Source organism: Lysinibacillus sphaericus (assembly GCF_002982115.1).
Taxonomy (GTDB): domain Bacteria; phylum Bacillota; class Bacilli; order Bacillales_A; family Planococcaceae; genus Lysinibacillus; species Lysinibacillus sphaericus.
On record NZ_CP019980.1, the window covers coordinates 1793998 to 1819894 of the forward strand.

Sequence of the window (25897 nt, forward strand, 5' to 3'; positions counted from 1 at the left end):
GCAGAAATGACCACATCTGAAAGGTATTTCAATATACTTTTTTGTAACAAAAAGCGTGGGGCACAAATGATTATGCTGGCAGATTGGCATCCTGATATCGTGGAATTTATTATTTCAAAAATGCAAAATCCACGTATTTTACGATACCTAATGGAAAATACAGCAGATGAGACGATTATTCGTCTAGCGAAAGAAAAATTAAACTTTAAGCCGCTTTCAATGCAAGAAGAAGCAATGTATCAAGGCATTGTGAATTATAAAGGCATCGAAGGCTTAGGCGGATTCGATAGTGGCATTATTCGTGAAGCCGAAAATAAATTGCGTGACGGTGGAACGTACACAGTTCATAACCCAGAATTTTTAACGGGTGCTAATATTTCTGTAACGTTAACGAAAGAATTTATGGAAGCTGTTGAAGCGGACGCTGAATTCGATCTGCGTTTCCCAGCGGTTGAAGAATATACAAAAGAAGAAATGGCTGTTTACAATAGTGAGTGGCATAAAGTTGGAGACGTACGTGAATGGGAGAAGATGGGCTATAAAGTACGCACATATCGTACGATTAAAGCAAAAGAGCTTTGGAATCTTATTAACGTCTGTGCAACATATTCGGCAGAGCCAGGGATTTTCTTTATTGACAATGCCAACGATATGACAAACGCGAAAGCATATGGTCAAAGTGTTGTTGCGACGAATCCTTGCGGTGAACAACCACTAGCACCATATTCAGTGTGTAACTTAGCTGCTGTCAACTTAGCGCAGTTTGCCAATAAAGAAAATCAAACAGTTGATTACGAAGCATTACGTGAAACGGTTCGTGTTGGTGTTCGTATGCAAGATAACGTAATCGATGCAACGCCGTATTTCCTTGAAGAAAACCGTGTACAAGCTCTTGGTGAACGTCGAGTTGGCTTAGGAGTAATGGGCTTAGCGGATTTACTTATTTATTGTGAAAAAGAATATGGCTCAGAAGCGGGCAATGCACTTGTAGATGAAATCTTTAAAACAATTGCAGAAACTGCTTACGAGGCTTCTACAGAGCTTGCAAAAGAACGTGGCAGCTTCCCATTCCTAGTAGGGGCGACAGAGGAAGAAACGGCACGTTTACGTAAAGCCTTTACAGAAACAGGCTTTATGCAAAAAATGCCAGCGCACATTAAAGAGCAAATTTTAGCAACAGGTATACGTAACTCGCATTTACTAACAGTAGCGCCAACAGGATCGACAGGAACAATGGTAGGCGTAGCAACGGGTCTAGAACCATACTTCTCGTTCACATACTATCGTTCTGGTCGTCTAGGCAAGTTTATTGAAGTAAAAGCAGAAATCGTTCAAGAATACTTAGACCGTCATCCAGAAGCATCTGAAGATCAGTTACCTGAATGGTTTGTGACGGCAATGGAATTAAAACCAGAGGCGCATGCGGATGTGCAATGCATTATCCAAAAATGGATTGATTCGTCGATTTCTAAAACAGTAAATGCACCGAAAGGCTATACGGTCGAACAAGTTGAAAAAGTGTACGAGCGCCTTTATAAAGGTGGCGCTAAAGGTGGTACGGTCTATGTTGATGGTAGCCGTGATTCACAAGTGCTGACACTAAAAGCAGAAGAAAATGATATGGATCAATTATCATTTGAAGAAGAATTAGTAGAAGAGCATGCAAAACGTCCAGTCGTATTAGTGGATACGATCCAAGCACTTGAGTCAACAACAGTTATCGGCTCAGATGTAGGGAACACATGCCCAGTTTGTCGTAAAGGCACAGTCGAAGAAATGGGTGGCTGTAACACATGTACAAACTGTGGTGCACAATTAAAATGCGGTTTGTAAAATAAAACCTAATGTAAACCACCTCACCTCTATAGATGATTAGAGATGAGGTGGTTTTCTATTGGATAATTGTGTTAGTATTGTTCTGAATAGTAATGAAGAAAGTAACTTCAACTAAATCCATTTGGGTGGAGTGTTATTTTTTTCGAATCAGCGTTTCTCCAAGCGCGATTCCAACTGTAACAACTAAAATTGTTAGAATTAACAGAGCTTGTAAAATAAAATACCCAACTTGATCGAACATCGTATCTCTCCTCTTTTCTTAATAATACCTTCTATTATGAAATATTTACTTCCTAATTGAAGGGTCAAACGAACGAATAAAGCTCCCAATCAGTTCGATTTTTATCATATAGTTTACTTCATTAACATCAGATATATGCAGTTGTTGTAATATTTCTTTAACGACAGGACGTTCAATATTTAATCAGCCTGCTGATTTTCTTAAGCGAACTAGGTGAAAGAGGATATTCTTTTAATAGGATTGAATATATCGTTAGCATAGCGATTAAGAAAAAGGTTCTCAATAAAAGGAGGAAACGACAAGTTGAAAGTGCTTTGTAAAGCTTGTAAATTAGAAATTTCTGAATCATTAATAGAATTAAAAGATTTAAATTTGATTAATAAAAATGATGGTCAAGATTACATTCCTAGAGGCTTCTATTTAATTCAACAAGAGACAGCTTACGATATAGTAAAAGGTTCTATCATTATTAACATCAAGGATTTAATCAATTCAAAACGCCATTCAAATAGAAGCAGATTAAATGGTTGTTGTGGTCTTGATGGTTGTGATGGAATGAATAGGGTCTGCTTGCATAATCACGAAATTGCTACAGAATACTCTGATTGTTGGAGGATCCATCAAGTGATATTCAACCCAGAGTTAGTAGAACTTATTTAACACTTACATATTAAACGACGAAGAGCCGTGTAGAAACCTGTATCTATGATTACGTGTGTAATTCATAAATACAGGTTTTTTTGTCAAACTTTTAAAATACTATTTTTAAAAATTTGAACCTATAATCATTTACTAATCGTCTAATAGCAGAATTTAAGAGAGGAAGGGAGGGTAGTAGATGGACAGAACAGAAAAAGATTTCTTATTAGAAAAAATGATGATTGAATATGGTGATGAGTTGGTACGATTGGCATTTTCTTATGTAAAAGATACTGAAATTGCGAAGGATATGGTGCAAAATACGTTTATCAAATGCTACAAAAACGTGGATACGTTTCGCTATGATGCCCATATAAAGACATGGCTCTATCGTATTGCAATTAACGAATGTAAAGATTATTTAAAAAGTTGGCATTTCAAAATGGTACAAGTAAAAAGTTTTATTCATGAAACAGCGAAGTCGATTTACCCATCAACAGAAAAAACAGTAATCGATAAATACAATAATGAAGAACTAAAGGATACCATCTTTTCTCTGCCAAAAGTGTATCGGGAAGTGGTGTATCTCTACTACTACGAATCGTTAAAGACAGATGAAATTGCTGAAGTATTGGATATTCCAATGAATACAGTGAAAACGAGATTAAGAAGAGCCAAACAACGATTAGAGTCGATGATAAAGGAGGCTGAATTGAATGGAAGATAAGCGATTAAGAGATAAAATGCAGAAGATTTCTAATCAAGATTTAAGATTTACGCAAGAAGACCGACAAAAGGTTTTTGAACAAATTCGTAGGTTGGAAAAGAAGCACCGAGTAAAAAAGAAGTCTCTTGTTCCTTTTTCAAAAAAGATTGTGCCAGTGCTCATTTCATTATTAGTGCTAGGCTTATGTCTAGTTTTATTTATGCCATCGATGTTGCCTAAGAGCTTTCATGAAGATGGGAACAATAGTGCAACAGTAGTTCAGGAAGATCAAATTGTCACTACTTTAATTACGGTGAAAGCAGAACAGGAGGACGATAGAATACCTCTAAATCTTTTACTCACATATAGCAAAGAGAAAAACGCTATGAAAGTTCTGTCGATTCCTCGTGAAACGTATGCACCGATAGCGAACAATGATGGGACTACAGTGTACGATAAATTATTATTTGCTTATGCTTTTGGTTCAGGAGGAGCAGAAAATGTAAGAACGACCGTTTCCAACCTATTTAATTTACCCATTGATTATTATGCGGTCATCGACTTAGAGACCTTTTCAGCATGGATCGCATCTATAAACGGTATAGATTATGACTTGCAAGAAGATACTCGCGTAAGAGCTATCACGAAAGTAGGATTAGATTTCAAAAAAGGAACGAATCGTTTAAATGGAGAAGAGGTAGTGGCATTAATGATGGCTGCTACAGACGGGAGAAATTTAAAGGAAGAAAACTTATTAAATCTTATTCAAATTGTGGTGAATAAAACGAAAAACGAAATGGCACAATCGAAATTAAAAGAACTTTCCACTCAAATTGAAGCCAATATACCACTAGAACAATTGTTTGAAAACAAAATAAATCTTCATTCAATTAAATCAGTATCGTTAAGTGCTGGCATTAGAGATGATATGATAGATGGAAAATATTATGTTACGTTTGAGAAAGATTTTTTAACAGCCATTTCCGAAGAGTTAACGACATTTGAGTAATTAAACATTGGATTTATTGTAATTTATAGGAAAATTATTTTATACTAGAAGTGCGTTAATAAGTTTAACGCACTTTTTATATTTACGAGGAAAAATGTTAAAGAGGTGTAATATGGAGCACTATCGAATTGTTAAGGAAGTCATTGATAATTGGGATCCAAAGCGATTTTTGCATTACACACCTGAGGATGAATATGACCCAGAAATCAGGATGATTGTAGAGCTGCTACCAACAGTAACTTCTGTTGAAAATTTAGCGCTTAGGATACATGAAGTTTTTGTAAAAATGTTCTCGGTAGATGAAGTTTTTGCAATTTCGAATTGCTATCCAATTGCTTTGGAAATTAACAGTAAAATCAAGGCTTTAGAGAGTGAGAATCAAACTTCAAATTAAAATAAAAGTGGCTATCTCGTCAAATAAAACGGATAGCCACTTTTTTATATAACCACTTATTCATTGAAAACGACCGGTCGTCGAAAATGCATTTACATCGTTGGTTGAAATCTTTATAGTGAAAGCGAATGAAGGGGGTGTGGGATATGAATGTAGAAGTATCCATTGATCCACTATGTAGAGAACCTAAAATCATTATATACACAGATAAAATGACAACTGAAATCGAGCACATCATGCGGAATATTTTTTCTACTGAGGAAGATACATTACCGGTTTTGTCAAATAAGGGGGTAGAGCTTATTCATTGTGAAGACATTATAAGGTTATATACGGAGCAGAAAAAAGTCCTCGTTCAAACGGCAGATAATCTATTTACGATTCGTTTGCGCATGTATGAACTAGAGGCAAAGTTAAATTCACAAATGTTTGTGCGAATATCAAATGCTGAGATTGTTAATCGGAAGAAAATTAAATACATGGATATAAGTAAAACAGGAACGATTGGTGTTTTCCTAGAAGGCAATGTTAAAACGTTTGCATCAAGGCGCTATGTTGCAAAAATCAAGAAACAATTAGGAATATGAGGTGAAAAACATGAAAAAAGAATTGCTGATCCGCATATTAGGTGGATACGTCATTGGTGTTATGATTGGACAATTTGTACAGCTTTGTTTATCTATCGGCTTGGGACAAGGAAGGTATATATTCGTTTTACCTGAATTTCGGGCGTTATTTGAAAGTGAGCTAGCAGCTGTTGTTACACAAATGTTGTTAACAGGTTTGATTGGTATTGTTTTTGCCTTGGCTGCATTAATCTTTGATATGGCGAAATGGGGGATGTTGAAACAATATACAGTACATTTTTTTATAACGGCACTAGTATGGATTCCGGTTGTTTTGATATTGTGGACCCCTAAAACGATGATAAATATCGTTTCTTTAATAGCGAGTTTTTTGGGTACTTATGTTGTGACTTGGCTTTTGCAATATAACTTATCAAAACGCGATATTGAAAAAATTAATGGAGTACTTTTAAGAGGTGAGTATATTGACAATTGAAATTAAAGCACTATCAAAACATTATAAGAATCAAGTGGTAGTTGACCAGTTGACCTTAAGCGTTAAAAAGGGAGAACTATTCGCACTACTCGGTCAAAATGCCGCAGGAAAGACCACTACGATTAAAATGCTTTGTGGTCTTTTAACACCAACGAGTGGAGATGCTATTTTGGAAGGAGAGAGTATTATTTTCAGTCAAACGGCTGTAAAGAAAATCATTAATATTTCTCCTCAAGAAACGGCTGTTGCTCCCAATTTAACTGTGCAGGAAAATTTGCTGTTAATGGGCCAAATTTACGGAGATTCAAAGCAAATAGCACAACAGCATGCAGTCTCTCAAATGGATTTATTTGGTTTGACGTCGGTGAAGGAGAAAAGGGCAAAAGTGCTATCAGGCGGTTATTTGCGCAGATTAAGTGTAGCGATGGCCATGATGTCGAAACCGCAAATACTTTTTCTTGATGAACCAACATTAGGTATGGATGTGCGAGCACGCCGTGATTTATGGAGAATTTTATTGCAAATAAAAGGTGATGTAACGATTGTTGTAACTACTCATTATTTAGAGGAAATAGAAATGTTAGCTGATCGTGTTGGTATTATGAATCAAGGGAGATTATGTGCTCTTGGTACAGTACAGCAATTAATAGATGAAACGGGAAAACCAACATTAACAGAAGTATTTTTAGAGTTAACAAAGGAGGTATAACATTGAAAGCGATTGTATTTGCAACAAGAAATCATAAAGAAATTATACGAGATCCATTAACGCTACTTTTCGGTATTGGCTTACCAATAGTACTGATGGGATTATTTTCTGTCATGCAAAAAAATATCCCGTTTGGGTTATATGAAATCAACAATCTAACGCCAGGCGTAATTGTTTTTAGTTTTTCATTCCTCACACTTTTCTCGGGTATGTTACTCGGGAGAGATAAAAGTACCTCATTTTTAATGCGTATCTTTGCTTCTCCGATGGTCGCAGTGGATTATATTGTCGGGTATGTTTTACCTTTATTGCCGATTGCCATTTTACAAATTGTTTTCTGTTTATTAACAGCAGGGTTTCTAGGTTTAACATTGGATTTCTATACGTTACTGTTAGTAGTCGTGCTACTTATTATTTCCTTACTATATATTGGAATTGGGTTGCTACTAGGGACATTATTTACAGATAAACAAGTTGGTGGCTTATTCGCAATATTTGTAAACATTGCTACTTGGTTAAGTGGTACATGGTTTGAGCTAGATATGATTGGAGGTACAGTGCAAAAGATAGCGAACTTCCTTCCATTTGCTTATGCGGTGGATGCTGCACGAGATGTGCTAAATGGACATTATGAAGATGCCATCCTACCCCTATCTGTTGTCATTGTTTATACGTTCTTCACGTTTATTATTGTCAATTTAGCGTTTAAGCAAAAAATGCGAGCGCATTTTTAATTAAATTTTAAAGTAGGGATTTTGGAAGACAGCTCGAATGTTTATATAGAAAGGGGGAGAGAGTATGTCATGTTTACCAATTATTGTAGCACCAATGTTTTTAATTTCGAATCCAGCGATGGTCATCGAGGCAAGTCGGGCAGGGGCTATTGGTTCGTTTCCACTATTAAATGCAAGACCCGTTTCAACTTGCGCAGACTGGCTTCAAGAGATTAAAGAGGCGTTGCCAACAGAGCCATGGGCCGTCAATTTTATATGTCATCCAGTAGCGAATGCACGTTTTGAAGAAGATTTACAATTAATTGAAAAATATGAGCCACCTATTGTCATTACATCGCTTGGCAACCCGAAGCGTGTGATTGATATCGTGCATCGTTATGGGGGAAAGGTCTATGCGGATGTGGCCAATGTCAAGCATGCTGAGAAATCGGCAGCCACGGGTGTAGATGGGTTAATTCTTGTGAGTGCAGGAGCTGGTGGACATGGTGGGCAACTGAATCCATTCGGCTTTGTCGCTGCAGTCAAAAAATTCTTTAATGGCACCATTATTTTGTCAGGCGCTATATCAAGTGGTGCAGATGTATTGGCAACGCAAATTATTGGAGCGGACTATGCTTATTTAGGCACTCGCTTTATTGCTTGTCATGAAGGAGATGCACCAGAGGCTTATAAAAACATGGTTATCGAAAGTACAACAGATGATGTTTTGTATACAGATGCCTTTAGTGGCGTGCCTGTCAATGTGCTAATTCCATCCTTAATAAAAGAAGGAATTGACCCGTCGACATTAACGCCAAAAGAGGCTATTGATTTAACACACCTTGTAAATGTGAAGGCTTGGCGTGATATTTGGTCGGCAGGACATGGTGTCACAACGATTGAAAAACGTGAGTCTGTGCGTGAAATTATTATGTCATTACATGAGGAATATGAAAGCGCAAAGCAACGATTGAATGTGGTACAGTCTTTGTAATCGCTGGAGGAGTGCCCTTTTAAGATATTAGGAAAAACAAAACGCACAATGCTGTTTAACCAACAATTGTGCGTTTTTGTATTGTCTTAGTTATGGAACTTTATTAATCGTGATTTAATGTTGCAGCGATTTCAGGTTGTTGTTCAACTCGACGTAGCATATTAAATGAGGCAATCGCAACTTCGACCTGTTCGTCCATCGGCTCTCTTGTTGTCAGTAGTTGTAACCATAGACCCGGATAGCCTAAATAGCGTAACAAAGGAATATTGCGGCATGCATTTGTTGCTTGTAGTACTTCAAATGATACCCCTAATACAACAGGAATTAATAAAATACGGTCTACAATTCGTAACCACAGCGGGTCTGTAGGTACGAAGAAATATAAAAACATACCAACGAACACAGTGAATAGCATAAAGCTACTACCGCATCGATAATGTAAACGAGATTGTGCTTGCACATTTTCCACAGTAATATCCATACCAGCTTCATAGCAATTAATGACCTTATGCTCGGCACCATGATATTGGAAAACGCGTTTAATAATTGGTGTTAAAGAAATAAAATATAGATAGGTAAGCAGTAGAAGAAGCTTAATGCCACTTTCGAGTAGCACTTGACCGACTTTCCCTTCTATCCATGGTGAGAATAAATCCGCAATAAACACTGGAATTAATGTAAATGCAAATTTACCGAATAGGAAAGAAAGAATCCCGACAACGGCTACGCCTAAAATCATTTGTAATTTTGAGCCGCTTTCTTCTACATTTTCGACTTCTTCGCCAGGTGTAACGTCATAACGGTCCCCTGAAAATTGCATATGACGTGAACCTAAACCTGCTGATTCAATAAGTGCAACAACCCCACGTACAAATGGAATTTTTTTAAGCTTTTGCAGGATTGGTTTTTGGACTTTTTTATAATGATAGTAATCAATGGAATCATCGTTACGGCGAATGGCAGTAATCGTATGTTCCTTCCCTCCGAACATCACACCCTCTAATTGTGCTTGTCCCCCGTATACAGGTGAATTGCTCAAGGCTAACACCACTCTCTTTATATATTTCAACTGTACCATTGTACTAAATTTAGCGAAAAACCTCTAGAGGTACGCATAGTAAATTTTCTTTATGGCTACACTTATCGTATAATTTTGCTTTTTTAGGAAGAGCGCTTATGTATTTCATTGCCATTGGCTAAAGACAGGACGTGTAAGCAATGTGCACGCTGCTTATTTATAGGAGGGGTAGCTTTGAAAGTAGGACTAATAACCGCTGCTGTTAATGCGATCGTGTTAGCATTATGTTTAAAAGGGCTTCATTTTTTTCATTTTATTCGTTGGAATCCAATAGGCTTCTATAAAAAATGGGAGTTGTTTGAAGATAGTTCTAAATTATTTCATTGGAGTTTTTTAACGTTAGCACTGTTTTTAGTCGGATTCTTTTTATATATGACGTTACGATATGTTCATATTATACCTGCAATCTTGACTTCATTTTTACTCGGACTTTTGGTAACAATCACATTGGAGTGGTTTGTTTTGGATTTACCGTTACAATCCTCATCTTTTAAAAAATTATCCATCCCTTTTATGGTCGTAGTGATTTGCCTTTTGCGCTTTTTACTTGAAACAGCTAATTTTCATTACAAAGAGCATACAGCACAAAAAGGAAATTAGTTGCTGTATGCAATTGGTATGATAAAATAAAAAACAAGTACATAGAAAGAGGCGAATACTGCGTGAAGTTATTATGTTTGAATGGACCAAACTTAAATCGACTGGGAAAGCGTGAGCCACATATTTATGGCCATGAAACACTAGACGATGTCAAAAATAATGTTCAAAATCTTGCGGCTTCTCTTGGTGCTACAGTCGAGTTTCGTCAATCGAATCACGAGGGTGTTCTTGTGGATTGGGTGCACGAGGCGGAAGATGAAAAGTATGATGGGATTATCTTTAATCCAGGTGCGTATACCCATACAAGTGTAGCATTACATGATGCAATTGCAGGAGTGACCGTACCGGTTATTGAAGTACATATTTCCAATATCCACAAACGTGAGGCATTTCGCCACCATTCTTATCTTGCCCCAGCCTGTCTAGGTCAAATTAGTGGACTTGGTACAAAAGGCTATGAACTAGCACTACGCACTTTTATTGAGAGGGAGAAATAATTATGTTGAAATTACAAAAGCTTCGTAAAATACTTCAAGAACAAAACATCGATGGCATTTTAATTACGAACGAGTATAACCGCCGCTATATGACAGGTTTTACTGGTACGGCTGGCGTAGCGATTGTGTCCCAAAATGATGCTGTGTTTATTACAGACTTCCGCTATACAGAGCAAGCAACTGCACAAATTAAGGATTACCGAATTGTGCAACATGAAGCAACACTCCTAGAAGAAATTGCAACACAAGTTAAAGCGATGGGTATTAAATTATTGGGCTTTGAGAAAGATTCTGTCAGCTATGGTACATATGAGTTGTATAAAAATGTAATTCAAGCTGATTTAGTGCCCGTTTCTGGATTAATTGAAAAAATTCGCTTGATTAAGACTGCACAAGAGATTAATATTATTAAGGTTGCGTGTGAAATTGCTGACCACGCATTTACACATATTTTAGACTACATCAAGCCAGGTAAAACAGAGCTTGACGTTTCGAATGAATTAGAATTTTTCATGCGACAACAAGGAGCAACACAGTCCTCTTTTGATACAATTGTAGCGTCTGGTCTTCGCTCGGCACTACCACATGGTGTTGCAACAAATAAAGTTATTGAAAAAGGCGACTTTGTCACACTTGATTTTGGTGCGCTATACAATGGCTATATTTCGGATATAACACGTACGGTGGCAGTTGGTGAGCCATCTGAAAAATTAGTAGAAATGTACAATACAGTCCTTGCGTCACAACTTTTAGCACTTGAAAAAGTTGGTCCTGGCTTAACAGGTATTCAAGCAGATGCCATTGCACGTGACTATTTAACAGAAAAAGGCTATGGTGAGGCATTTGGTCATTCATTAGGGCATGGGATTGGTCTTGAAGTACATGAAGGCCCTGGCCTATCGAAACGATCAAATACGGTTTTAGAGCCGGGAATGGCCGTGACGATTGAACCAGGTGTTTATGTACCGGGAGTCGGTGGAGTTCGTATCGAAGACGATATTTTGATCACTGAATCAGGTAATGAACTACTAACACATTCGACAAAAGAACTTATTATCTTATAAACAATGGAGGAACACAAATGATTTCAGTAAACGATTTCCGTACAGGTCTAACAATTATTGTTGATGGCCAATTATATCGCGTGTTAGATTTCCAACACGTTAAACCAGGTAAAGGTGCTGCATTCGTACGTTCTAAATTACGTAACCTTCGTAACGGTTCTGTGAATGAAAAAACATTCCGTGCTGGTGAAAAAGTAGAGAAAGCACAAATTGATAATCGTAAAATGCAATATTTATATGCTCAAGGTGATGAGCATGTATTTATGGATTTAGAGTCATATGAGCAAACTGAACTTGCTTCAGCTGCCATTGAATATGAATTGAAATTCCTAAAAGAAAATATGGAAGTACACATTCAATCTTACCAAGGTGAAATGCTAGGTGTAGAATTACCAAACACGGTTGAATTAGAAGTAACTGAAACAGAACCAGGTATTAAAGGTGATACTGCTTCAGGCGGTACAAAACCTGCTACACTTGAAACTGGTCTTATCGTGCAAGTTCCATTCTTCGTGAACCAAGGTGACAAGTTAGTGATTAACACTACTGAAGCATCTTACGTATCACGTGCATAAGTAATATTTTGTAAACCTACTCTTTCAAAAGGGTAGGTTTTTACTTTTTTTTAATACATATATCGAGTAAAGTACAAAAATATGTAAAAATAGAAGGAGGTCGGAAAGAGAAATAAGGTTTACAATAAAAGTAAGGAGTGAATGCAATGTTAAAAAAATTTGAAATGCACTATCCAATTATTCAAGCACCGATGGCGGGGGTTACTACACCAAAATTTGTTGCTGCCTGTGCGGAAGTTGGGATACTAGGCTCAATTGGAGCGGGCTATTTAGATGGTGAGCAGACAAGGAATTTTATTCAGGAAGTAAAAAAGCTTACGCAAAAGCCATTTGCCGTAAATTTATTTGTGCAAGAAGAGCCACGCATTGATATAGATGTTCTCCAAAAAGCACGTATGGCGCTACAGCCTTACTATGATGAGCTCGGATTATCACCAGTGCAAAGTGTGATGTCAAACGAAGTTTTTGAGGGGCAATTGCAAGCAGTTCTGGATGAGCAAGTAGCTGTGTGCTCGTTTACATTTGGTATACCATCTCCAGAAGTTATTCAACGTTTAAAGGATAAAAATATTTATGTGATCGGGACAGCTACTACGCTAGAAGAAGCCATTCAAGTTGAGCAGTCAGGTATGGATGCGGTTGTTTTACAAGGTGGTGAGGCAGGAGGGCATCGTGGCTCATTTACGAACCCCATGCAATTAATTGCCCGTGAAGATTTACTGCAACATGTAGTAGGCAACATAACAATCCCAATTATTGTTGCAGGGGGCATTGTTTCTCATGAAGATGTGCAGCGCGCACTAGCGGGTGGTGCACAGGCGGTACAAATAGGTACTGCATTATTAGTAGCTGATGAATGTGAAATATCACCATTGTATAAAAAGGCTATCTTGCAGTCGAAGCCACAACAGACGACGATTACGTATGCTTTTACTGGTAAAGCAGCGCGTGGCTTAACCAATCATTTTACAGAACATATGAAGGATGCTATTGTAGCACCGTATCCATTGCAACATCATTTAACCTCCACTATTCGTAAGGAAAGTGCAGCACAAGGCAATCCACAATATTTATCGATGTGGATGGGGGAAAACAGTCACTTAGTGCAACCCGGTACAGTGAAAAGTATTATTGAAAAATTAGTATAGGTGCCAGTCACTCAAACAATTCTAAATTGTTTGAGTGACTGGCACTGTTCTTTTTTTTTGGAGTGCGACATATATTGCTGTACACGAGGGGGCGTATGAATGGAATTACAAGACGTATTAAGAGTCGCTGGAGTGGGACTAGTAGTAGCGCTTCTTCATGTTTTCTTTGATCAAACAGGGAAGAAAGAATTTTCATTTTTCTTATTTTTTATTGCCTACTTATATATGACAGCAGAATTGCTCCGATTTTTACGTCTATTTTTCACTGAAATTTTAACATTCTTCCAGTGGTTAACCTCATCTGGGTAAGTAAATGGAAATTGTCATTGTTGCTGTTGTCATGCTGCTTTTATTGTTGCTTATAAAAGAAGTCATACAGCCACTCCACGCGCTAATTAGTGTAATGTTTTCTTTTTTGCTGTTCAGTTTTTTGTTTACGACACTCCTATTGCCTTTCGTCAAACAAATTCTCGATATGCTTTCATTTTTGCCTTATGCAAAAGCCATTGTAATGAGTGCTAGTCTTTTTTATGTAGGGCAATGGGTGTCGATGTTATTAGTGGAGCATAGCTATAAAGTTTTAGGTAGTATCGTTTTCGATGCAGTTAAAATTGTTATTTTACTGTATTGGTTTAAAGAATTTGTGGTTGTTTTACAGGGGGTGTCATCTATTTTACAAAGGTTAAACTAAGGGGCGAAGCCAGTGCAGGAGCAACTACTTTCGTTTTTCATCGATCCATTTTTTCTCTTGCTCAAGATGACGCTCATATTGTGTGGCTATGTCATCATTACGTTAATTGTCAACATGCTTTTACCAGAATTTGAAAAAGGGACAAGAATCCTTTTTTTTCTTATTGTGTTAGCCACGATTGGACCAGTAGTCGTTAACTCATTTCAACTTATTGATGAAATTGCACAAGGACTTTCTCATATATTCACAGCCTTTTATCCAATTCTTACTTCTAGTTTTTTGCTATCCAGTAGTATTACTGCAATTGCTTCTTGGCAGCCTTTTTTGCTTTTTTTTGTACAAGTCTTAACGATCATTAGTAGTAAATGGCTTATCCCAGGTGTACTCTTTGCCATTGTCTTTGATGTATGCAGTGTCATTGTCAAAGAAATATCTTTTACGAGAATTGCAGAATTAATTCGTTTTACTATTATGAGTATTGTTTCTGCGTCTGTTATTTGCTACATCATTTTAATGTCGGCAAGTGGTGTTGCTGCATTTAGTGTCAATAAGGCTGTTGCAGAGCCAGTGAAAAAGTTAATAGAAGAAAATATTCCAGTAGTCGGTTCTTTTATCGTAGATAGTTTTTCAATGTTTCAGCATATGACCCAATTTTCTACTTCAATTAGTAGTATAAGTGCTTTTATTGCCGTGATAACTGTATCGTTTATTCCGACAGTCCAGCTTGTGGTTAGTGCGTATTCATTAAAACTATTAGCCGCTATTTTAGAACCGATTGCTTTTGATGATATATGTAAATTACTTGATCATGTTAGTAAATCTCTCTTTACATTATGTGCAGTATCATTTCTAATTGCTTTTTCATTTATGTTTTCTTGTTTTTTCCTTATTGTTTTCGTGCAAGTGCTGGCAGGGGGGAGATAGATTGATTCTTTTATTGGCATTGCTCTTTATTTGTCAATTTTTCGTATTTCTGACGGATGATAAACAAATAATTTCACTAACAAAACTTGTCATTACGTTAGTATTTTTGCAATTGCTATTAAAGATTCCATTTATCAATTCATAGGAGGAAACAAGCGTACATACACTTGAAAAAGAGAAGATGAAAGGAGGCAATGTACAAGTGATGTGGAAAAGGCACGAAAAAAAACAACGTCATTTATCGTCTTAATGTTGATTGCTGCCTCCGTGGGAATTTTCATCGTGTTTCCTATGTATCAAACGAATTCATCAAATGAGCGAGTAACACCGAATACGAATGAAGAAAAACTTGAGCAAACGCTTAAGGCAATGCATGGTGTTGGGGAGGTTAAAGTATATTTTTATTATGGAGAGATGACAGATGCCAAGGATGAAAATAAACTATTTAGCCAGTATTTTCGAGGGACTGACCAAGGTACGAAAGATGTAACAGGAATGCTAATTGTTTCAGAAGGAGCATCAGATATATTTGTAAAAAATGAAATTCGTGCGGTCGTTAGTCAAGTGATGCAATTACCTATTCATCGAATTATTATTGTTCCAATGGAAAATAAGGAGGAAAAGTAAATGCGCGTACGTAGAAGAACAGTTTGGTTTATGACATTATTAAGTCTTGTAGCAGTTATTTCAGTTTATTATTTGGTGGATCCTGCAAAACAGTTTAATGGCTTAACGATTTTTACAGATGATACATTACAACAAACAGCAATTACAGGTGTTACAGATCAGGAAGCTACTAATAAGCAAGATGCAACCCAAGAAGTATTGTCTCCAAGTCATTTATTTGAAGAAATGCGTATGCAAGTAAATGATGAAAGAAGCCAATTACGTGAACAATTAACGCAAAAAATTGCGTCTGAAGAATATACAGCTGAAGAAAAAAATGAGGCTTTCAATGAAATCGATGGCTTGATTAAACAGGAATCGGCTGAAGCAATGCTTGAAATGTTGATTAAGTCTTTAGGCTATAATGATGCGTTTGTTAGAGCGGAAGGTGAAAAAGTTTCCGTAACGGTTATGGCAGAAGAATTATCAAAATCACAAGCAAATGAAATTATTTATTTAGTAAAAACAGAGTGGGAAGGCGCAAATGACGTTCAAGTTAAATTCAGTGCAAATAACTATTAAATAATAAAGAAAAAAAGGAATATTCTGTTTATTAATTAATCATTGTTATATATCAGCATAATGAAAAGGCTTTCGTTTAGTAAAAGAAAGCCTTTTATTTTGTTTATATTTACTTAATTTTCATTTTAGTGTTTCAAATTGTTTGAAAAAAATATAGAATAGTGATTGTAGTAGATTTTATTTCATAAGGAGAGTTAGAAATGTTCAAAATTCAAGAAATTCGTGAAATTATCAAATTAGTAGATTCTTCTTCAATCGACGAGTTCGTTTATGAAGTAGATGGCGCAAAGGTTAAATTAAAAAAGAATGGTGTTGTCGTAACTGAAACAGTAGCACCTAAAAAACAAGAAACAGCCCCTGTTGTACAACAAACTGCACCAGTAGCACCAGCAGCTCCAGCGAAAGCTGAAGAAGCACCAGCAGCTCCAGTAGCAGCACCTGCAAGCAACGACCCATCGTTACATAAAATTGTATCACCAATGGTTGGTACGTTCTATGCAGCTCCAAACCCAGATTCACCAGCATACGTAAAAGTTGGCGACAAAGTAGGCGATGAAACAATCGTTTGTATCGTAGAAGCGATGAAGCTTTTCAACGAAATCGAAGCTGAAGTTAAAGGTGAAATCGTTGAAGTACTTGCCAAAGATGGCGATTTAGTAGAATACGGTCAACCATTATTCCTTGTAAAAGCTGAGTAAGGAGTGCAAACCATGAAAAAAGTTTTAATCGCAAACCGCGGCGAAATCGCTGTTCGTATTATTCGTGCCTGTAAAGAATTAGGCATCAAATCGGTTGCTGTATATTCTGAAGCTGACGCAGATGCATTACATGTGAAGTTAGCAGACGAAGCATATTGCATCGGTCCAAAGCTATCTAAAGATTCTTATCTAAGCTTCCCAGCATTGTTAAGCGTTGCAGAAAAAACAGGAGCAGACGGTATCCACCCAGGTTACGGTTTCGTTTCTGAAAATGCTGATTTCGCTGAAGCATGTGAAAATGCGGGCATTAAATTCATTGGTCCTTCATCTGATTCCATCAAAATTATGGGGATTAAAGACGTTGCTCGTACAACAATGGAAGCAGCGGGCGTTCCACTTGTACCAGGTACTGGTATTGTTCCAGATATCGAAACAGGTAAAGAATGGGCTGCGAAAATTGGTTACCCAGTTATCATTAAAGCAACTGCTGGTGGTGGCGGTAAAGGTATCCGTGTAGCACGTACAGAAGAAGACCTTGTAAAAGGTATTGATATTACGCAAAAAGAGGCTGCTGCAGCATTCGGTAACCCTGGCGTATATTTAGAAAAATTCATTGAATACTTCCGTCACTGTGAAATTCAAGTGTTAGCTGATGGGTACGGTAATGTCGTACATTTAGGCGAACGTGACTGTACTGTTCAACGTCGTATGCAGAAATTAGTAGAGGAAGCTCCATCTCCTGCTCTATCTTCTGAACGCCGTGCAGAAATGGGTGCAGCAGCGGTGAAAGCAGCTCAAGCATGTAACTATGAAGGTGCTGGTACAATCGAGTTCATCTATGACTATCAAGAGGACAAGTTCTACTTCATGGAAATGAATACACGTATCCAAGTAGAACACCCTGTAACAGAAATGATTTCTGGTGTCGATCTTGTTCAACAACAATTAAAAATTGCATCAGGTGAGAAACTTCCATTCACACAAGATGATATTAAATTAAATGGTTGGGCAATTGAATGCCGCATTAACGCAGAGAATGCATACAAAAACTTTATGCCATCAGCCGGTACTGTAGATACTTATGTAACACCAGGTGGCTATGGTGTACGTATTGACTCTGCTGTCTATGCAGGTTACACAATTCCTCCATATTACGATTCAATGGTAGCAAAACTGATTGTTCATGCGGATACGCGTGAAGAAGCAATTGCGAAAATGAATCGTGCGCTAGGTGAATTTGAAGTAGCTGGTCCTGGTATCAATACGACAATCCCATTCCACCAAGCATTAATGAACAACGACGTCTTCAAATCTGCGAAATTCAACACGAAATTCTTGGAAGAAAATGACGTATTAGGAACAAGTAAGAAATAATTAACAAACGATGAAATAGAATCGAATATCTATTTCTTAAACCTTCTGGCTTTTAGTAGTCAGAAGGTTTTTTATTTAGTAGATGTCTATTTTTTGTTTTATGTTAACATTGTAAATAAATTGAAAAGAGAGGAGAAGATATGGTTATGTATAATTTTGAAGAATACGATGACCCGATTTTATATGACATAGAAAATGAGAGCTATTTGGCAGAATTGCCCTTTTTGTTAAAGTGGGCGTCAACTACACAAGGAACAATCATTGACTTAGCTTGTGGAACGGGGAGACTGACGATTCCACTTTCTAAAAATGGTTATCAAATGATAGGAGTAGACATCCATAAAGGTATGTTAAATGAAGCAAAGAAAAAATCAGCGGATTTTGATTTGCCGATTAAATGGGTGGAACAAGATTGTACAAAATTGCAATTACCAACGAAAAGTCATTTCATTTATTCAGTTGGGAATTCATTTCAACATTTTTTGACGAACAATGCGCAAGATAGTTTACTTTCTTCAGTGAATAAACATTTGGAAATGGGAGGCATCTTCATTTTTGGTACGAGGTTTCCTAGCGCAGAGGAATTACTTCAACCAAGTACGGAAGAATATTGGAGAACGTATACTGATCGCGATTCGCTTCATATTGTTGATGTCTATACAATTAGTCATTATGATGCTTTAAGTCAAATCCAACACTATACAACAATTAGAAAGTATAAAAATAGTGAAGGTCAAATGGTGGATGAAAAGAGCACAAAGATAAGCTTAAGATATGTATATCCAAAAGAAATGGAACGGATTTTATTGTACAACGGTTTTGAAATTGTAGATGTATTTCAGGACTGGAAAGAAACCGTTGCTACGAATGACAGTTACGAGTTAATCTATGTTTGTAAAAAAATAAGCAACTGAAAAGTTTGAAGGTTTTTTATAGATACGCTATTGACAGAACGGAAGAACTATCAAAAAGAACTTGCGTATAAGGATATCCAATAACGCAAGTTCATCATTACAAGCGTAAAAAATTTTATAGATTACTAACTAAGAAAAAATTCAACAACCCACCTACAATTGAAACAACAATAATACTCCATGCATATTTCTTACGTTGTTTGACGCCTACTATGCCCATAATAACCCCTAATAATGGTGATAATAATAAACCGATGATATAAGCAAAAATATTGTAGGTTTTATAACCATAAAGTTCGTTTTTCTCAATTGTTTCATTATCCATCTTCAATCCCCCACCATAAAACATCTGGAATATTTTTCAATCATAAAGCAATTGTAGCACGAAGGCAGTGTAAGGTGTAGATAGAATCGTTAAGATATCGATAGGATAAAACTTGTGTTATTAGCAGTCAACAATAAAAAGCCCATTGAAAGCAAAATAGAAGCCGGTGATTAACTTTCAATGTCTAATCAACAAGGAAGAAAATTCTAGGATTACTTGTATGTAAAAAAAATGAAAACGTCTTTTCTAAGCCAAACCTTCCTTTTTATAGTATAATAAGCATAACAACAGCATTTGCTTGCGATGTGTAAGGGAAAGGATGATATTTGTATGGCAGAGAAAGTAGGACAATCTTTCGTACAACCAACACCTTCTGGTAAAGAAGAGCTTGGGAAAATTGAAGTAGCTGCAGAAGTAATTGAAATTGTAGCTGGAATCGCAGTAAACGAGGTAGAGGGTATCGCAGCAACGCGTGGTAATATAGCAACTGGCGTCGTTGAACGCTTCGGTAAGAAAGTACACAATAAGGGCATAAAATCTGGTGTAACAGAACATGGGAAAATTACCATTGATGTATTTTGTTCTGTAAAATATGGCTATTCAATTCCGAAAGTGGCAAAGGATGTACAAACGCAAATTCGCCAAGCAATTTTAAATATGACTGCACTTGAAACAGCAGAGGTGAATGTCCATATTACAGGTATTCACTTCGAAAAAGAGGAAACAGTAGTACCAGAATAAAAAAAGAGGAGCTGCCATCTTGGTGATATTTCACCATAGAAGGCAACTCCTTTTTAAATTGGTTAAAAGGTTTTATAGCGCGATATCTTTTGGTTTCTTCCAGAACAGTGCAAGTATTACGCCGAAAACTAACACGATGGTAGCAAAGTAATATGGATAATTTAAGTCAATGTCGAATAATATTCCCCCAATAATTGGTCCGAATATATTTCCGAGACTTGTAAACATAGAGTTCATGCCCCCAACAAAGCCCTGCTCATTTCCTGCGATTTTTGATAAATAGGACGTAACAGCAGGACGAATTAAATCGAAGCCGACAAAAATAAAGAATGTCACAAATAATATTGCGAAATAATGATTAACGATTGTCATGGCAAAAGTCAGCGTGGCAGACAGAATGAGGGAGTATCGAATAACATTAATCTCGCCCATTTTCTTCGTAAGCCAGTCAAACAATAGTAATTGGGCAATGGCACCAATAATACCACTACCGGTAATGATAATAGCAATATCAGATGGTGTAAATGCAAATTTATGATCAACGAATAAACTAAAGAGTGATTCGAATGCTGCAAGACCAAATGAAAGGACAAAAATAAGCACAAATGCAATGAAATACAAAGGGCTAAAAATTCGTTTCGCACTGCTGAAAATAGAAGATGCGGCTTCTGTATCATCCGTAGCACGTGTCGGTTCTTTTAAAAATGTGAGCGATAATAACGCTGCTACGAAACCGAGAACACCGGCAGCGAAGAAAGGTAAACGTGTACCGTATTCTGCTAAAAATCCACCGAGCCCTGGTCCTATAATAAAGCCAGTACTAATAGCTGCACTCATATAGCCAAGTGCTTTCGGACGTTGCGCCATTGTTGTAATATCAGCAATAAATGCTGTTACTGCGGGCATAATAAAAGCAGCACTTACACCACCAAGCATGCGCGATAAAAATAAAATTTCAATGGAACGGCCCATCCCAAATAATAGCTCTGAAAGGCCAAAAATAAATAGACCAACAACAATCATGATTTTTCGGCCAATACGGTCCACCAGTTTCCCTGCAATTGGCGATACAATCAGTTGTGTTATGGCAAATGCTGCCACCATATAGCCAACGACAGAGCCTGTAATATTAAGCTCGTTCATAATAGTTGGTAATACCGGGATAACCAATCCTATTCCTAAAAAGGCGATAAAGAGATTGGCTAATAAAATAGTTAATGTTATAGCTTGATTCTTGTTCATTTTTCTCTCCTTCAACAGTTCACGATACACGAGATTCATAATCTACTAGAATATTTTCCATCTAATACAATAAACCCTATAGTTACTATAGGGTCAAAAGATTTGTTTTTATTTTTTTAGTGTGGAAGTAAAACGGCATAGTTATGCAATGCACTAGAATTATTCTTACTTAAATGAGGAAGGTGATTAAAGCGTCGTACTTTGTCTGATTTTTAATTCTACAATAAACTTCTTTTCCTGCTCATCAGTTAAGGTTGCTGGCATATATAATTCGTAAACGGTGGATTCAAATGCTGTTTGTTGCGCATCTACATATTTTTTAAGTTTTTCGTAAAAGGAAAAATACGTATCGGGGTGATAAATAAAAGCAATGCAAGCATACTTACCTGCTGGTACAATGGTTTGTTTCATATTCGTTGTCAGTTTAGAAAATCTACGTTCCGTTAATAGTGGAGTGAAAATCGCATCATAAAAAATGTCATTTACATCTTTGTAATGAGCGAGCGGATAAATACATCCATAGCGACTATTTAAGACACTTCCTTCATTCTCGATAATTTTTGTTAAAATGCTGTAGTATGTATTGGTGCTAGAAGTGGGTGTCAGTTCAGTCGTAGTCACTTGTAATATTGGCATTTCTTCTTCAAAACGCGTGTAAACTTCGCCGAAGATGGGGATGTCAATTTGCTCTTGCATTTGCTTTTTTGTTTTCAACAGCGTGTATCTTACTTCATTCAGACGTGAAATTTTTTCTTCCAACCGTTGTTCTTGTTGTTCTAAAAAAACAAGCAGCTCTTCAGGCGTTAGCATAAGCGCCTTTTTAATGTCTTCAAGTGATGTCCCGATATATTTTAGTGACTTAATGATATCTAAGTAAAAAATCTGACTGTCTTTATAATAGCGGTAATTGCTAGCGGAATCAGTATAAGCAGGCTTAAACAAGTCAATTTGGTCGTAGTAACGAAGGGTCTGCACAGAAAGGTTTGCTAATTTTGCAACTTCCCCGATTGTATAATAATGTTCTTTCATCTGTTTTCCTCCACTAGTAAAAAATGTTGCGTTTGTGTCAAACTCTCGCTAAAGAAAGTGTATTTTTTTATTATAGCATTCAGCAAAGAAATGGCTCGATAAGATTGCATCCTATTATAAAAAGTTTCCGTTATATATTGTAAGAAGGTCCACAAGTTAAAAATAAGGTAGCACTACATTTTTAACATTTCAACAAATTAGAAGTTAAAATAAGTAGAAAGTTGCTTGAAAAAGGTTTCAGATTATTGAAAACTTGCTTGAATCCGTGTTTCTCGTACGAATTTATGCTATTATAAACCTTAATGCCACTTAAGAAGGAGAGCTTTACATGAAACGACATGAAGCACGTGAAAAAGCGTTGCAAGTTTTGTTTCAGCTAGACAATACAGATCTTACAGTCGAAGAAGCAAAAGCACATATTAAAGGTCAACCGACAAATGCTTTCTACGAAAAGATTGTAAATGGAACAGCTGAACATTTAGAGGAAATTGATGCGGCATTAACGCAGCATCTAGAAAAGTGGTCACTTGCCCGTCTGCCAAAAATTGAGAGAACAGTTTTACGACTAGCTGTATACGAGCTTTTATACATGCAAGAAACACCAAAAAGAGTAGTACTTAATGAAGCAATCGAGTTATGCAAAACATTTGGAGACGATAAATCGTCAAAATTTGTTAATGGCGTACTTTCTAAATTTACAGAACAATAAAAATGTGTTGAATTGGAAGGAGTAACTAAGGTTTATGTCAAGTGCAATTATTAATGGTAAAGAGATTGGTCAAGAAATTCGTAGTTCAGTAGCCGAGCGAGTAGCTCGTTTAAAGGAGCAAGGTTTAATTCCAGGCTTAGCGGTTGTTCTAGTTGGGGACAACCAAGCTTCAGCTACATATGTGAGAAATAAGCAAAAATCTTGTGAAGCAATTGGGATGTTTTCAGAGTTAATTAAACTGCCAGAGGAAACGACACAAGAAGAGCTGTTAGTGCAAATTGAATTATTAAATAATCGTGAAGATATTCACGGGATTTTAGTACAATTACCACTGCCTAAACATATTGATGAGGACACAGTTATTGCGACAATCGCTGTTGAAAAAGACGTAGATGGCTTCTCGCCAGTTAGCGTTGGGAAAATGATGCTTGGCCAGGAAACATTTTTACCATGTACTCCGTTTGGCGTGATGAAGCTTCTTGAATATTCAGGAATTGAAATCGCTGGAAAGCATGCAGTCATTGTAGGTAGAAGTCATATTGTAGGGAAACCAATGGGACAACTATTGCTACAAAAAGATGCGACGGTGACATACACGCATTCAAAAACACCAGATTTACCTTCATTCACAAAACAAGCGGATATTTTAATTGCAGCTGTGGGGCGTGCGAACTTTATTACAAAAGAGCATGTGAAAGAAGGTGCTGTTGTTATTGATGTCGGCATTAACCGCGATGAAAACAACAAGCTATGCGGGGACGTAAACTTTGCAGAGGTTGACGGTATCGCATCTCACATTACACCAGTTCCAGGCGGTGTCGGCCCGATGACAATCACGATGTTACTCTTCAACACAGTGCAAGCGGCAGAAACAAAGCTTGCGAATAAAATGAAGTAATTACTTACAATAGAATTTCGTTTGCTTAGAGAGCCATCTCATTACTTTTGAGGTGGCTCTCTTTTTGCAAGTACATCGTGTGCGGATAAAATATTGCAAGAATCGCCACTAAAAAGGACACATAGTAGCCACTTTCATCCGAGCCAAGTTTGGAATAAATATGTTACAGTAATGTTTTAAAATAGGATGAAAGACAGACGTTTTTTTCTTGTGAAACTGTATTTTTACACGTCAGGCGCGACAAAAAATGTTATGATAAGTGTAGTTTTGTGAAAAACTTGATTTTAGTAAAGGAGCCGAAAATAATGTCATCAGCTTCTTATTTAACTGTAAAAGCGTTAACGAAATATATTAAACGAAAATTCGATGCAGATCCACATCTTCGCGAAGTTTATGTCAAAGGGGAATTATCGAATGTTAAAGTACACCAATCTGGGCATATTTACTTTACGTTAAAGGATGATGGCGCACGGATTGCAGCTACGATGTTTAAAGCTGCAGCAACAAAATTAGCATTCGAGCCTAAAGAGGGTATGCAAGTATTTATCCGAGGAGATGTAAACGTTTACGAAGGCTATGGTACATATCAATTATATGTGCAGGAAATGCAACCAGATGGAATCGGAAGCCTGTTTGTTGCTTTTAATCAACTGAAAGAACAGCTTCAAAAAGAAGGGCTTTTTAAACCAGAATGGAAACAGCCAATTCCAAAGTTTCCTGAAAAAATAGGTGTTTTAACATCCACTACTGGAGCCGCGATTCGAGATATTTGTACAACCTTAAAGCGACGGTATCCGCTTGCTGAAATTCTCATTTATCCGACCCTTGTACAAGGGGCACAAGCAGCACCAAGCATCGTACACAATATTGAACGCGCTAATCAAGATGCTGTTTGTGACGTCTTGTTAGTAGGACGGGGTGGAGGATCAATTGAAGATTTATGGGCGTTTAATGAGGAAGCTGTAGCACGTGCTATTTTTGATAGTCGGATTCCAATTATTAGCGCAGTAGGGCACGAAACGGATACGACGATTGCCGATTATGTAGCAGATTTACGTGCACCGACACCGACTGCTGCTGCTGAAATGGCAGTTCCTGACCAGCAAGAATTGTATCAACGAGTGTTGACTCAAAAATCGCAGCTTCACCAAATCGTGAGGGCGCAACTTATAACGGAGCGACAACGTCTAAATAAGCTACAACAGTCCTATCCTTTATCGATGCCAGAAAGATTGTATCGTCCGTTTACCGAACGGCTAGCACAGCTTGAAACAACTTTACAAAAAGCGATGCAAGTGGATTTGATGAAAAAAGAAGCACAACTTCAAAAATTGCATAGCGCAGTAGAGCAGCAATCACCAAAAAAAGCGCTCGTTTTTCATCAAAGGGAATTAGAACAGCGCATTCAACAGCTAACACGTTCTGCAACACATTACGTAACAAAGCAAAAACAACAATTTGAGGCATCTGTAAGAACACTCGAAGCATTAAATCCGCTTGCTATTTTAACAAGAGGATTCACAGTCGCATATAAAGATGACAAAGTGTTGAAATCGTCTACTGACTTAAAGCGGCAAGATCAACTAACATTGGCCTTCCACGATGGGAAAGTAATAGCCGAAGTGACAAATGTCTTGCCAAATAGTAAGGAGGAATAGCAATGGCGAAGAAACAACAAACATTCGCAGAAGCAATGACGGCACTTGAAGAAATAGTCCGCCAATTAGAGCAGGGTGATGTGCCATTAGAAAATGCTATTGATTTATATAAGCAGGGCATGGAGCTTTCACAGTTTTGCCATAGTAAACTACAGCATGCCGAGGAACAGTTAATTTCAATTGTTCAAGAAACAGGCGAAACAACAGTATTTGATCCGCTAAAGGGAGAGAACTAGTTAAA

The 25897-nt window shown here is 37.1% G+C and carries 32 protein-coding genes and 1 pseudogene; 29 read left to right on the plus strand and 4 right to left on the minus strand.

Annotated features, from left to right (window positions below):
- Positions 1-51: 51 nt before the first annotated feature.
- From LS41612_RS08985 to LS41612_RS09030, 10 genes and pseudogenes are all read left to right on the plus strand, one after another.
- Positions 52-1833: pseudogene (locus LS41612_RS08985) on the plus strand (vitamin B12-dependent ribonucleotide reductase); the annotation flags it as partial.
- Positions 1834-2386: 553 nt separating this feature from the next.
- The gene (locus LS41612_RS08990) at positions 2387-2737 is read left to right on the plus strand and encodes a hypothetical protein (RefSeq protein ID WP_227665464.1); all 351 of its coding nucleotides are present in this window, start codon (positions 2387-2389) and stop codon (positions 2735-2737) included.
- A gap of 178 nt (positions 2738-2915) precedes the next feature.
- Complete coding sequence (locus LS41612_RS08995) at positions 2916-3443, plus strand: sigma-70 family RNA polymerase sigma factor (protein ID WP_024361204.1); 528 nt, start codon at positions 2916-2918, stop codon at positions 3441-3443.
- Complete coding sequence (locus LS41612_RS09000) at positions 3433-4431, plus strand: LCP family protein (RefSeq protein ID WP_024361203.1); 999 nt, start codon at positions 3433-3435, stop codon at positions 4429-4431. Before LS41612_RS08995 ends, LS41612_RS09000 begins: the two co-directional genes overlap by 11 nt.
- 112 nt (positions 4432-4543) lie before the next feature.
- Entirely contained in the window at positions 4544-4825 is a 282-nt protein-coding gene (locus LS41612_RS09005) for a DUF1871 family protein (protein ID WP_024361202.1), read from the plus strand.
- A 146-nt stretch (positions 4826-4971) separates the two neighbouring features.
- A complete protein-coding gene (locus LS41612_RS09010) occupies positions 4972-5412 on the plus strand; it encodes a LytTR family DNA-binding domain-containing protein (protein WP_024361201.1) in 441 nt (146 codons plus the stop codon).
- A 10-nt stretch (positions 5413-5422) separates the two neighbouring features.
- A complete protein-coding gene (locus LS41612_RS09015; protein ID WP_024361200.1) occupies positions 5423-5887 on the plus strand; it encodes a DUF3021 domain-containing protein in 465 nt (154 codons plus the stop codon).
- Positions 5877-6596, plus strand: coding sequence for an ABC transporter ATP-binding protein (locus LS41612_RS09020; protein WP_024361199.1), 720 nt, complete (start codon positions 5877-5879; stop codon positions 6594-6596). Before LS41612_RS09015 ends, LS41612_RS09020 begins: the two co-directional genes overlap by 11 nt.
- A gap of 2 nt (positions 6597-6598) precedes the next feature.
- Positions 6599-7330 (plus strand): ABC transporter permease, encoded by a 732-nt coding sequence (locus LS41612_RS09025; RefSeq protein ID WP_024361198.1) that lies wholly within the window; start codon positions 6599-6601, stop codon positions 7328-7330.
- Between the two features lie 64 nt (positions 7331-7394).
- Positions 7395-8303 (plus strand): NAD(P)H-dependent flavin oxidoreductase, encoded by a 909-nt coding sequence (locus LS41612_RS09030; RefSeq protein WP_024361197.1) that lies wholly within the window; start codon positions 7395-7397, stop codon positions 8301-8303.
- 103 nt (positions 8304-8406) lie between these two features.
- Here the strand turns inward: LS41612_RS09030 and LS41612_RS09035 are convergent, their stop codons facing one another.
- Complete coding sequence (locus LS41612_RS09035) at positions 8407-9381, minus strand: DUF1385 domain-containing protein (RefSeq protein ID WP_029747087.1); 975 nt, start codon at positions 9379-9381, stop codon at positions 8407-8409.
- A gap of 174 nt (positions 9382-9555) precedes the next feature.
- Between LS41612_RS09035 and LS41612_RS09040 the strand changes: the two genes are divergently transcribed.
- From LS41612_RS09040 to LS41612_RS09100, 14 genes are all read left to right on the plus strand, one after another.
- Positions 9556-9981 (plus strand): hypothetical protein, encoded by a 426-nt coding sequence (locus LS41612_RS09040; protein ID WP_024361195.1) that lies wholly within the window; start codon positions 9556-9558, stop codon positions 9979-9981.
- Positions 9982-10043: 62 nt separating this feature from the next.
- Entirely contained in the window at positions 10044-10478 is a 435-nt protein-coding gene (aroQ, locus tag LS41612_RS09045) for a type II 3-dehydroquinate dehydratase (protein WP_024361194.1), read from the plus strand.
- 2 nt (positions 10479-10480) lie between these two features.
- Positions 10481-11542: a M24 family metallopeptidase gene (locus tag LS41612_RS09050; RefSeq protein WP_024361193.1), complete on the plus strand. Its 1062-nt coding sequence runs from the start codon at positions 10481-10483 to the stop codon at positions 11540-11542.
- A gap of 17 nt (positions 11543-11559) precedes the next feature.
- Positions 11560-12117: an elongation factor P gene (gene efp, locus LS41612_RS09055; protein ID WP_024361192.1), complete on the plus strand. Its 558-nt coding sequence runs from the start codon at positions 11560-11562 to the stop codon at positions 12115-12117.
- A gap of 146 nt (positions 12118-12263) precedes the next feature.
- Entirely contained in the window at positions 12264-13265 is a 1002-nt protein-coding gene (locus LS41612_RS09060) for an NAD(P)H-dependent flavin oxidoreductase (RefSeq protein WP_024361191.1), read from the plus strand.
- 99 nt (positions 13266-13364) lie between these two features.
- A complete protein-coding gene (locus LS41612_RS09065) occupies positions 13365-13574 on the plus strand; it encodes a hypothetical protein (RefSeq protein ID WP_008179863.1) in 210 nt (69 codons plus the stop codon).
- 4 nt (positions 13575-13578) lie between these two features.
- Positions 13579-13956, plus strand: coding sequence for a hypothetical protein (locus tag LS41612_RS09070; RefSeq protein ID WP_024361190.1), 378 nt, complete (start codon positions 13579-13581; stop codon positions 13954-13956).
- A 12-nt stretch (positions 13957-13968) separates the two neighbouring features.
- Positions 13969-14880: a stage III sporulation protein AE gene (locus LS41612_RS09075; RefSeq protein WP_024361189.1), complete on the plus strand. Its 912-nt coding sequence runs from the start codon at positions 13969-13971 to the stop codon at positions 14878-14880.
- A gap of 1 nt (position 14881) precedes the next feature.
- Positions 14882-15025, plus strand: coding sequence for a hypothetical protein (locus LS41612_RS23295; RefSeq protein WP_162832708.1), 144 nt, complete (start codon positions 14882-14884; stop codon positions 15023-15025).
- A gap of 62 nt (positions 15026-15087) precedes the next feature.
- The gene (locus LS41612_RS09080; RefSeq protein ID WP_024361188.1) at positions 15088-15507 is read left to right on the plus strand and encodes a SpoIIIAG-related protein; all 420 of its coding nucleotides are present in this window, start codon (positions 15088-15090) and stop codon (positions 15505-15507) included.
- Entirely contained in the window at positions 15508-16068 is a 561-nt protein-coding gene (locus LS41612_RS09085; protein ID WP_024361187.1) for a SpoIIIAH-like family protein, read from the plus strand.
- Between the two features lie 200 nt (positions 16069-16268).
- Positions 16269-16766: an acetyl-CoA carboxylase biotin carboxyl carrier protein gene (accB, locus tag LS41612_RS09090; RefSeq protein ID WP_024361186.1), complete on the plus strand. Its 498-nt coding sequence runs from the start codon at positions 16269-16271 to the stop codon at positions 16764-16766.
- Between the two features lie 12 nt (positions 16767-16778).
- Positions 16779-18140 (plus strand): acetyl-CoA carboxylase biotin carboxylase subunit, encoded by a 1362-nt coding sequence (accC, locus tag LS41612_RS09095; RefSeq protein ID WP_024361185.1) that lies wholly within the window; start codon positions 16779-16781, stop codon positions 18138-18140.
- Positions 18141-18280: 140 nt separating this feature from the next.
- Positions 18281-19054, plus strand: a complete 774-nt coding sequence (locus LS41612_RS09100) for a class I SAM-dependent methyltransferase (protein WP_024361184.1) — start codon at positions 18281-18283, stop codon at positions 19052-19054.
- Between the two features lie 115 nt (positions 19055-19169).
- Here LS41612_RS09100 and LS41612_RS09105 read toward each other — a convergent pair whose 3' ends face one another.
- Complete coding sequence (locus LS41612_RS09105; protein WP_024361183.1) at positions 19170-19379, minus strand: hypothetical protein; 210 nt, start codon at positions 19377-19379, stop codon at positions 19170-19172.
- A gap of 330 nt (positions 19380-19709) precedes the next feature.
- On the opposite strand from LS41612_RS09105, the gene LS41612_RS09110 reads away from it, so the two are divergent.
- The gene (locus LS41612_RS09110) at positions 19710-20120 is read left to right on the plus strand and encodes an Asp23/Gls24 family envelope stress response protein (protein ID WP_024361182.1); all 411 of its coding nucleotides are present in this window, start codon (positions 19710-19712) and stop codon (positions 20118-20120) included.
- Between the two features lie 72 nt (positions 20121-20192).
- Here LS41612_RS09110 and LS41612_RS09115 read toward each other — a convergent pair whose 3' ends face one another.
- Both LS41612_RS09115 and LS41612_RS09120 read right to left on the minus strand, forming a co-directional pair.
- Complete coding sequence (locus tag LS41612_RS09115) at positions 20193-21362, minus strand: MFS transporter (RefSeq protein WP_024361181.1); 1170 nt, start codon at positions 21360-21362, stop codon at positions 20193-20195.
- A 186-nt stretch (positions 21363-21548) separates the two neighbouring features.
- Positions 21549-22391, minus strand: coding sequence for a MerR family transcriptional regulator (locus LS41612_RS09120; protein ID WP_024361180.1), 843 nt, complete (start codon positions 22389-22391; stop codon positions 21549-21551).
- A gap of 328 nt (positions 22392-22719) precedes the next feature.
- On the opposite strand from LS41612_RS09120, the gene nusB reads away from it, so the two are divergent.
- From nusB to xseB, 4 genes are all read left to right on the plus strand, one after another.
- Positions 22720-23100 (plus strand): transcription antitermination factor NusB, encoded by a 381-nt coding sequence (gene nusB / locus LS41612_RS09125; protein ID WP_024361179.1) that lies wholly within the window; start codon positions 22720-22722, stop codon positions 23098-23100.
- A 34-nt stretch (positions 23101-23134) separates the two neighbouring features.
- A complete protein-coding gene (folD, locus tag LS41612_RS09130; protein ID WP_024361178.1) occupies positions 23135-23998 on the plus strand; it encodes a bifunctional methylenetetrahydrofolate dehydrogenase/methenyltetrahydrofolate cyclohydrolase FolD in 864 nt (287 codons plus the stop codon).
- A 305-nt stretch (positions 23999-24303) separates the two neighbouring features.
- Complete coding sequence (gene xseA, locus LS41612_RS09135; protein WP_024361177.1) at positions 24304-25656, plus strand: exodeoxyribonuclease VII large subunit; 1353 nt, start codon at positions 24304-24306, stop codon at positions 25654-25656.
- A gap of 2 nt (positions 25657-25658) precedes the next feature.
- Entirely contained in the window at positions 25659-25892 is a 234-nt protein-coding gene (gene xseB, locus LS41612_RS09140) for an exodeoxyribonuclease VII small subunit (RefSeq protein WP_024361176.1), read from the plus strand.
- Positions 25893-25897 lie beyond the last annotated feature (5 nt).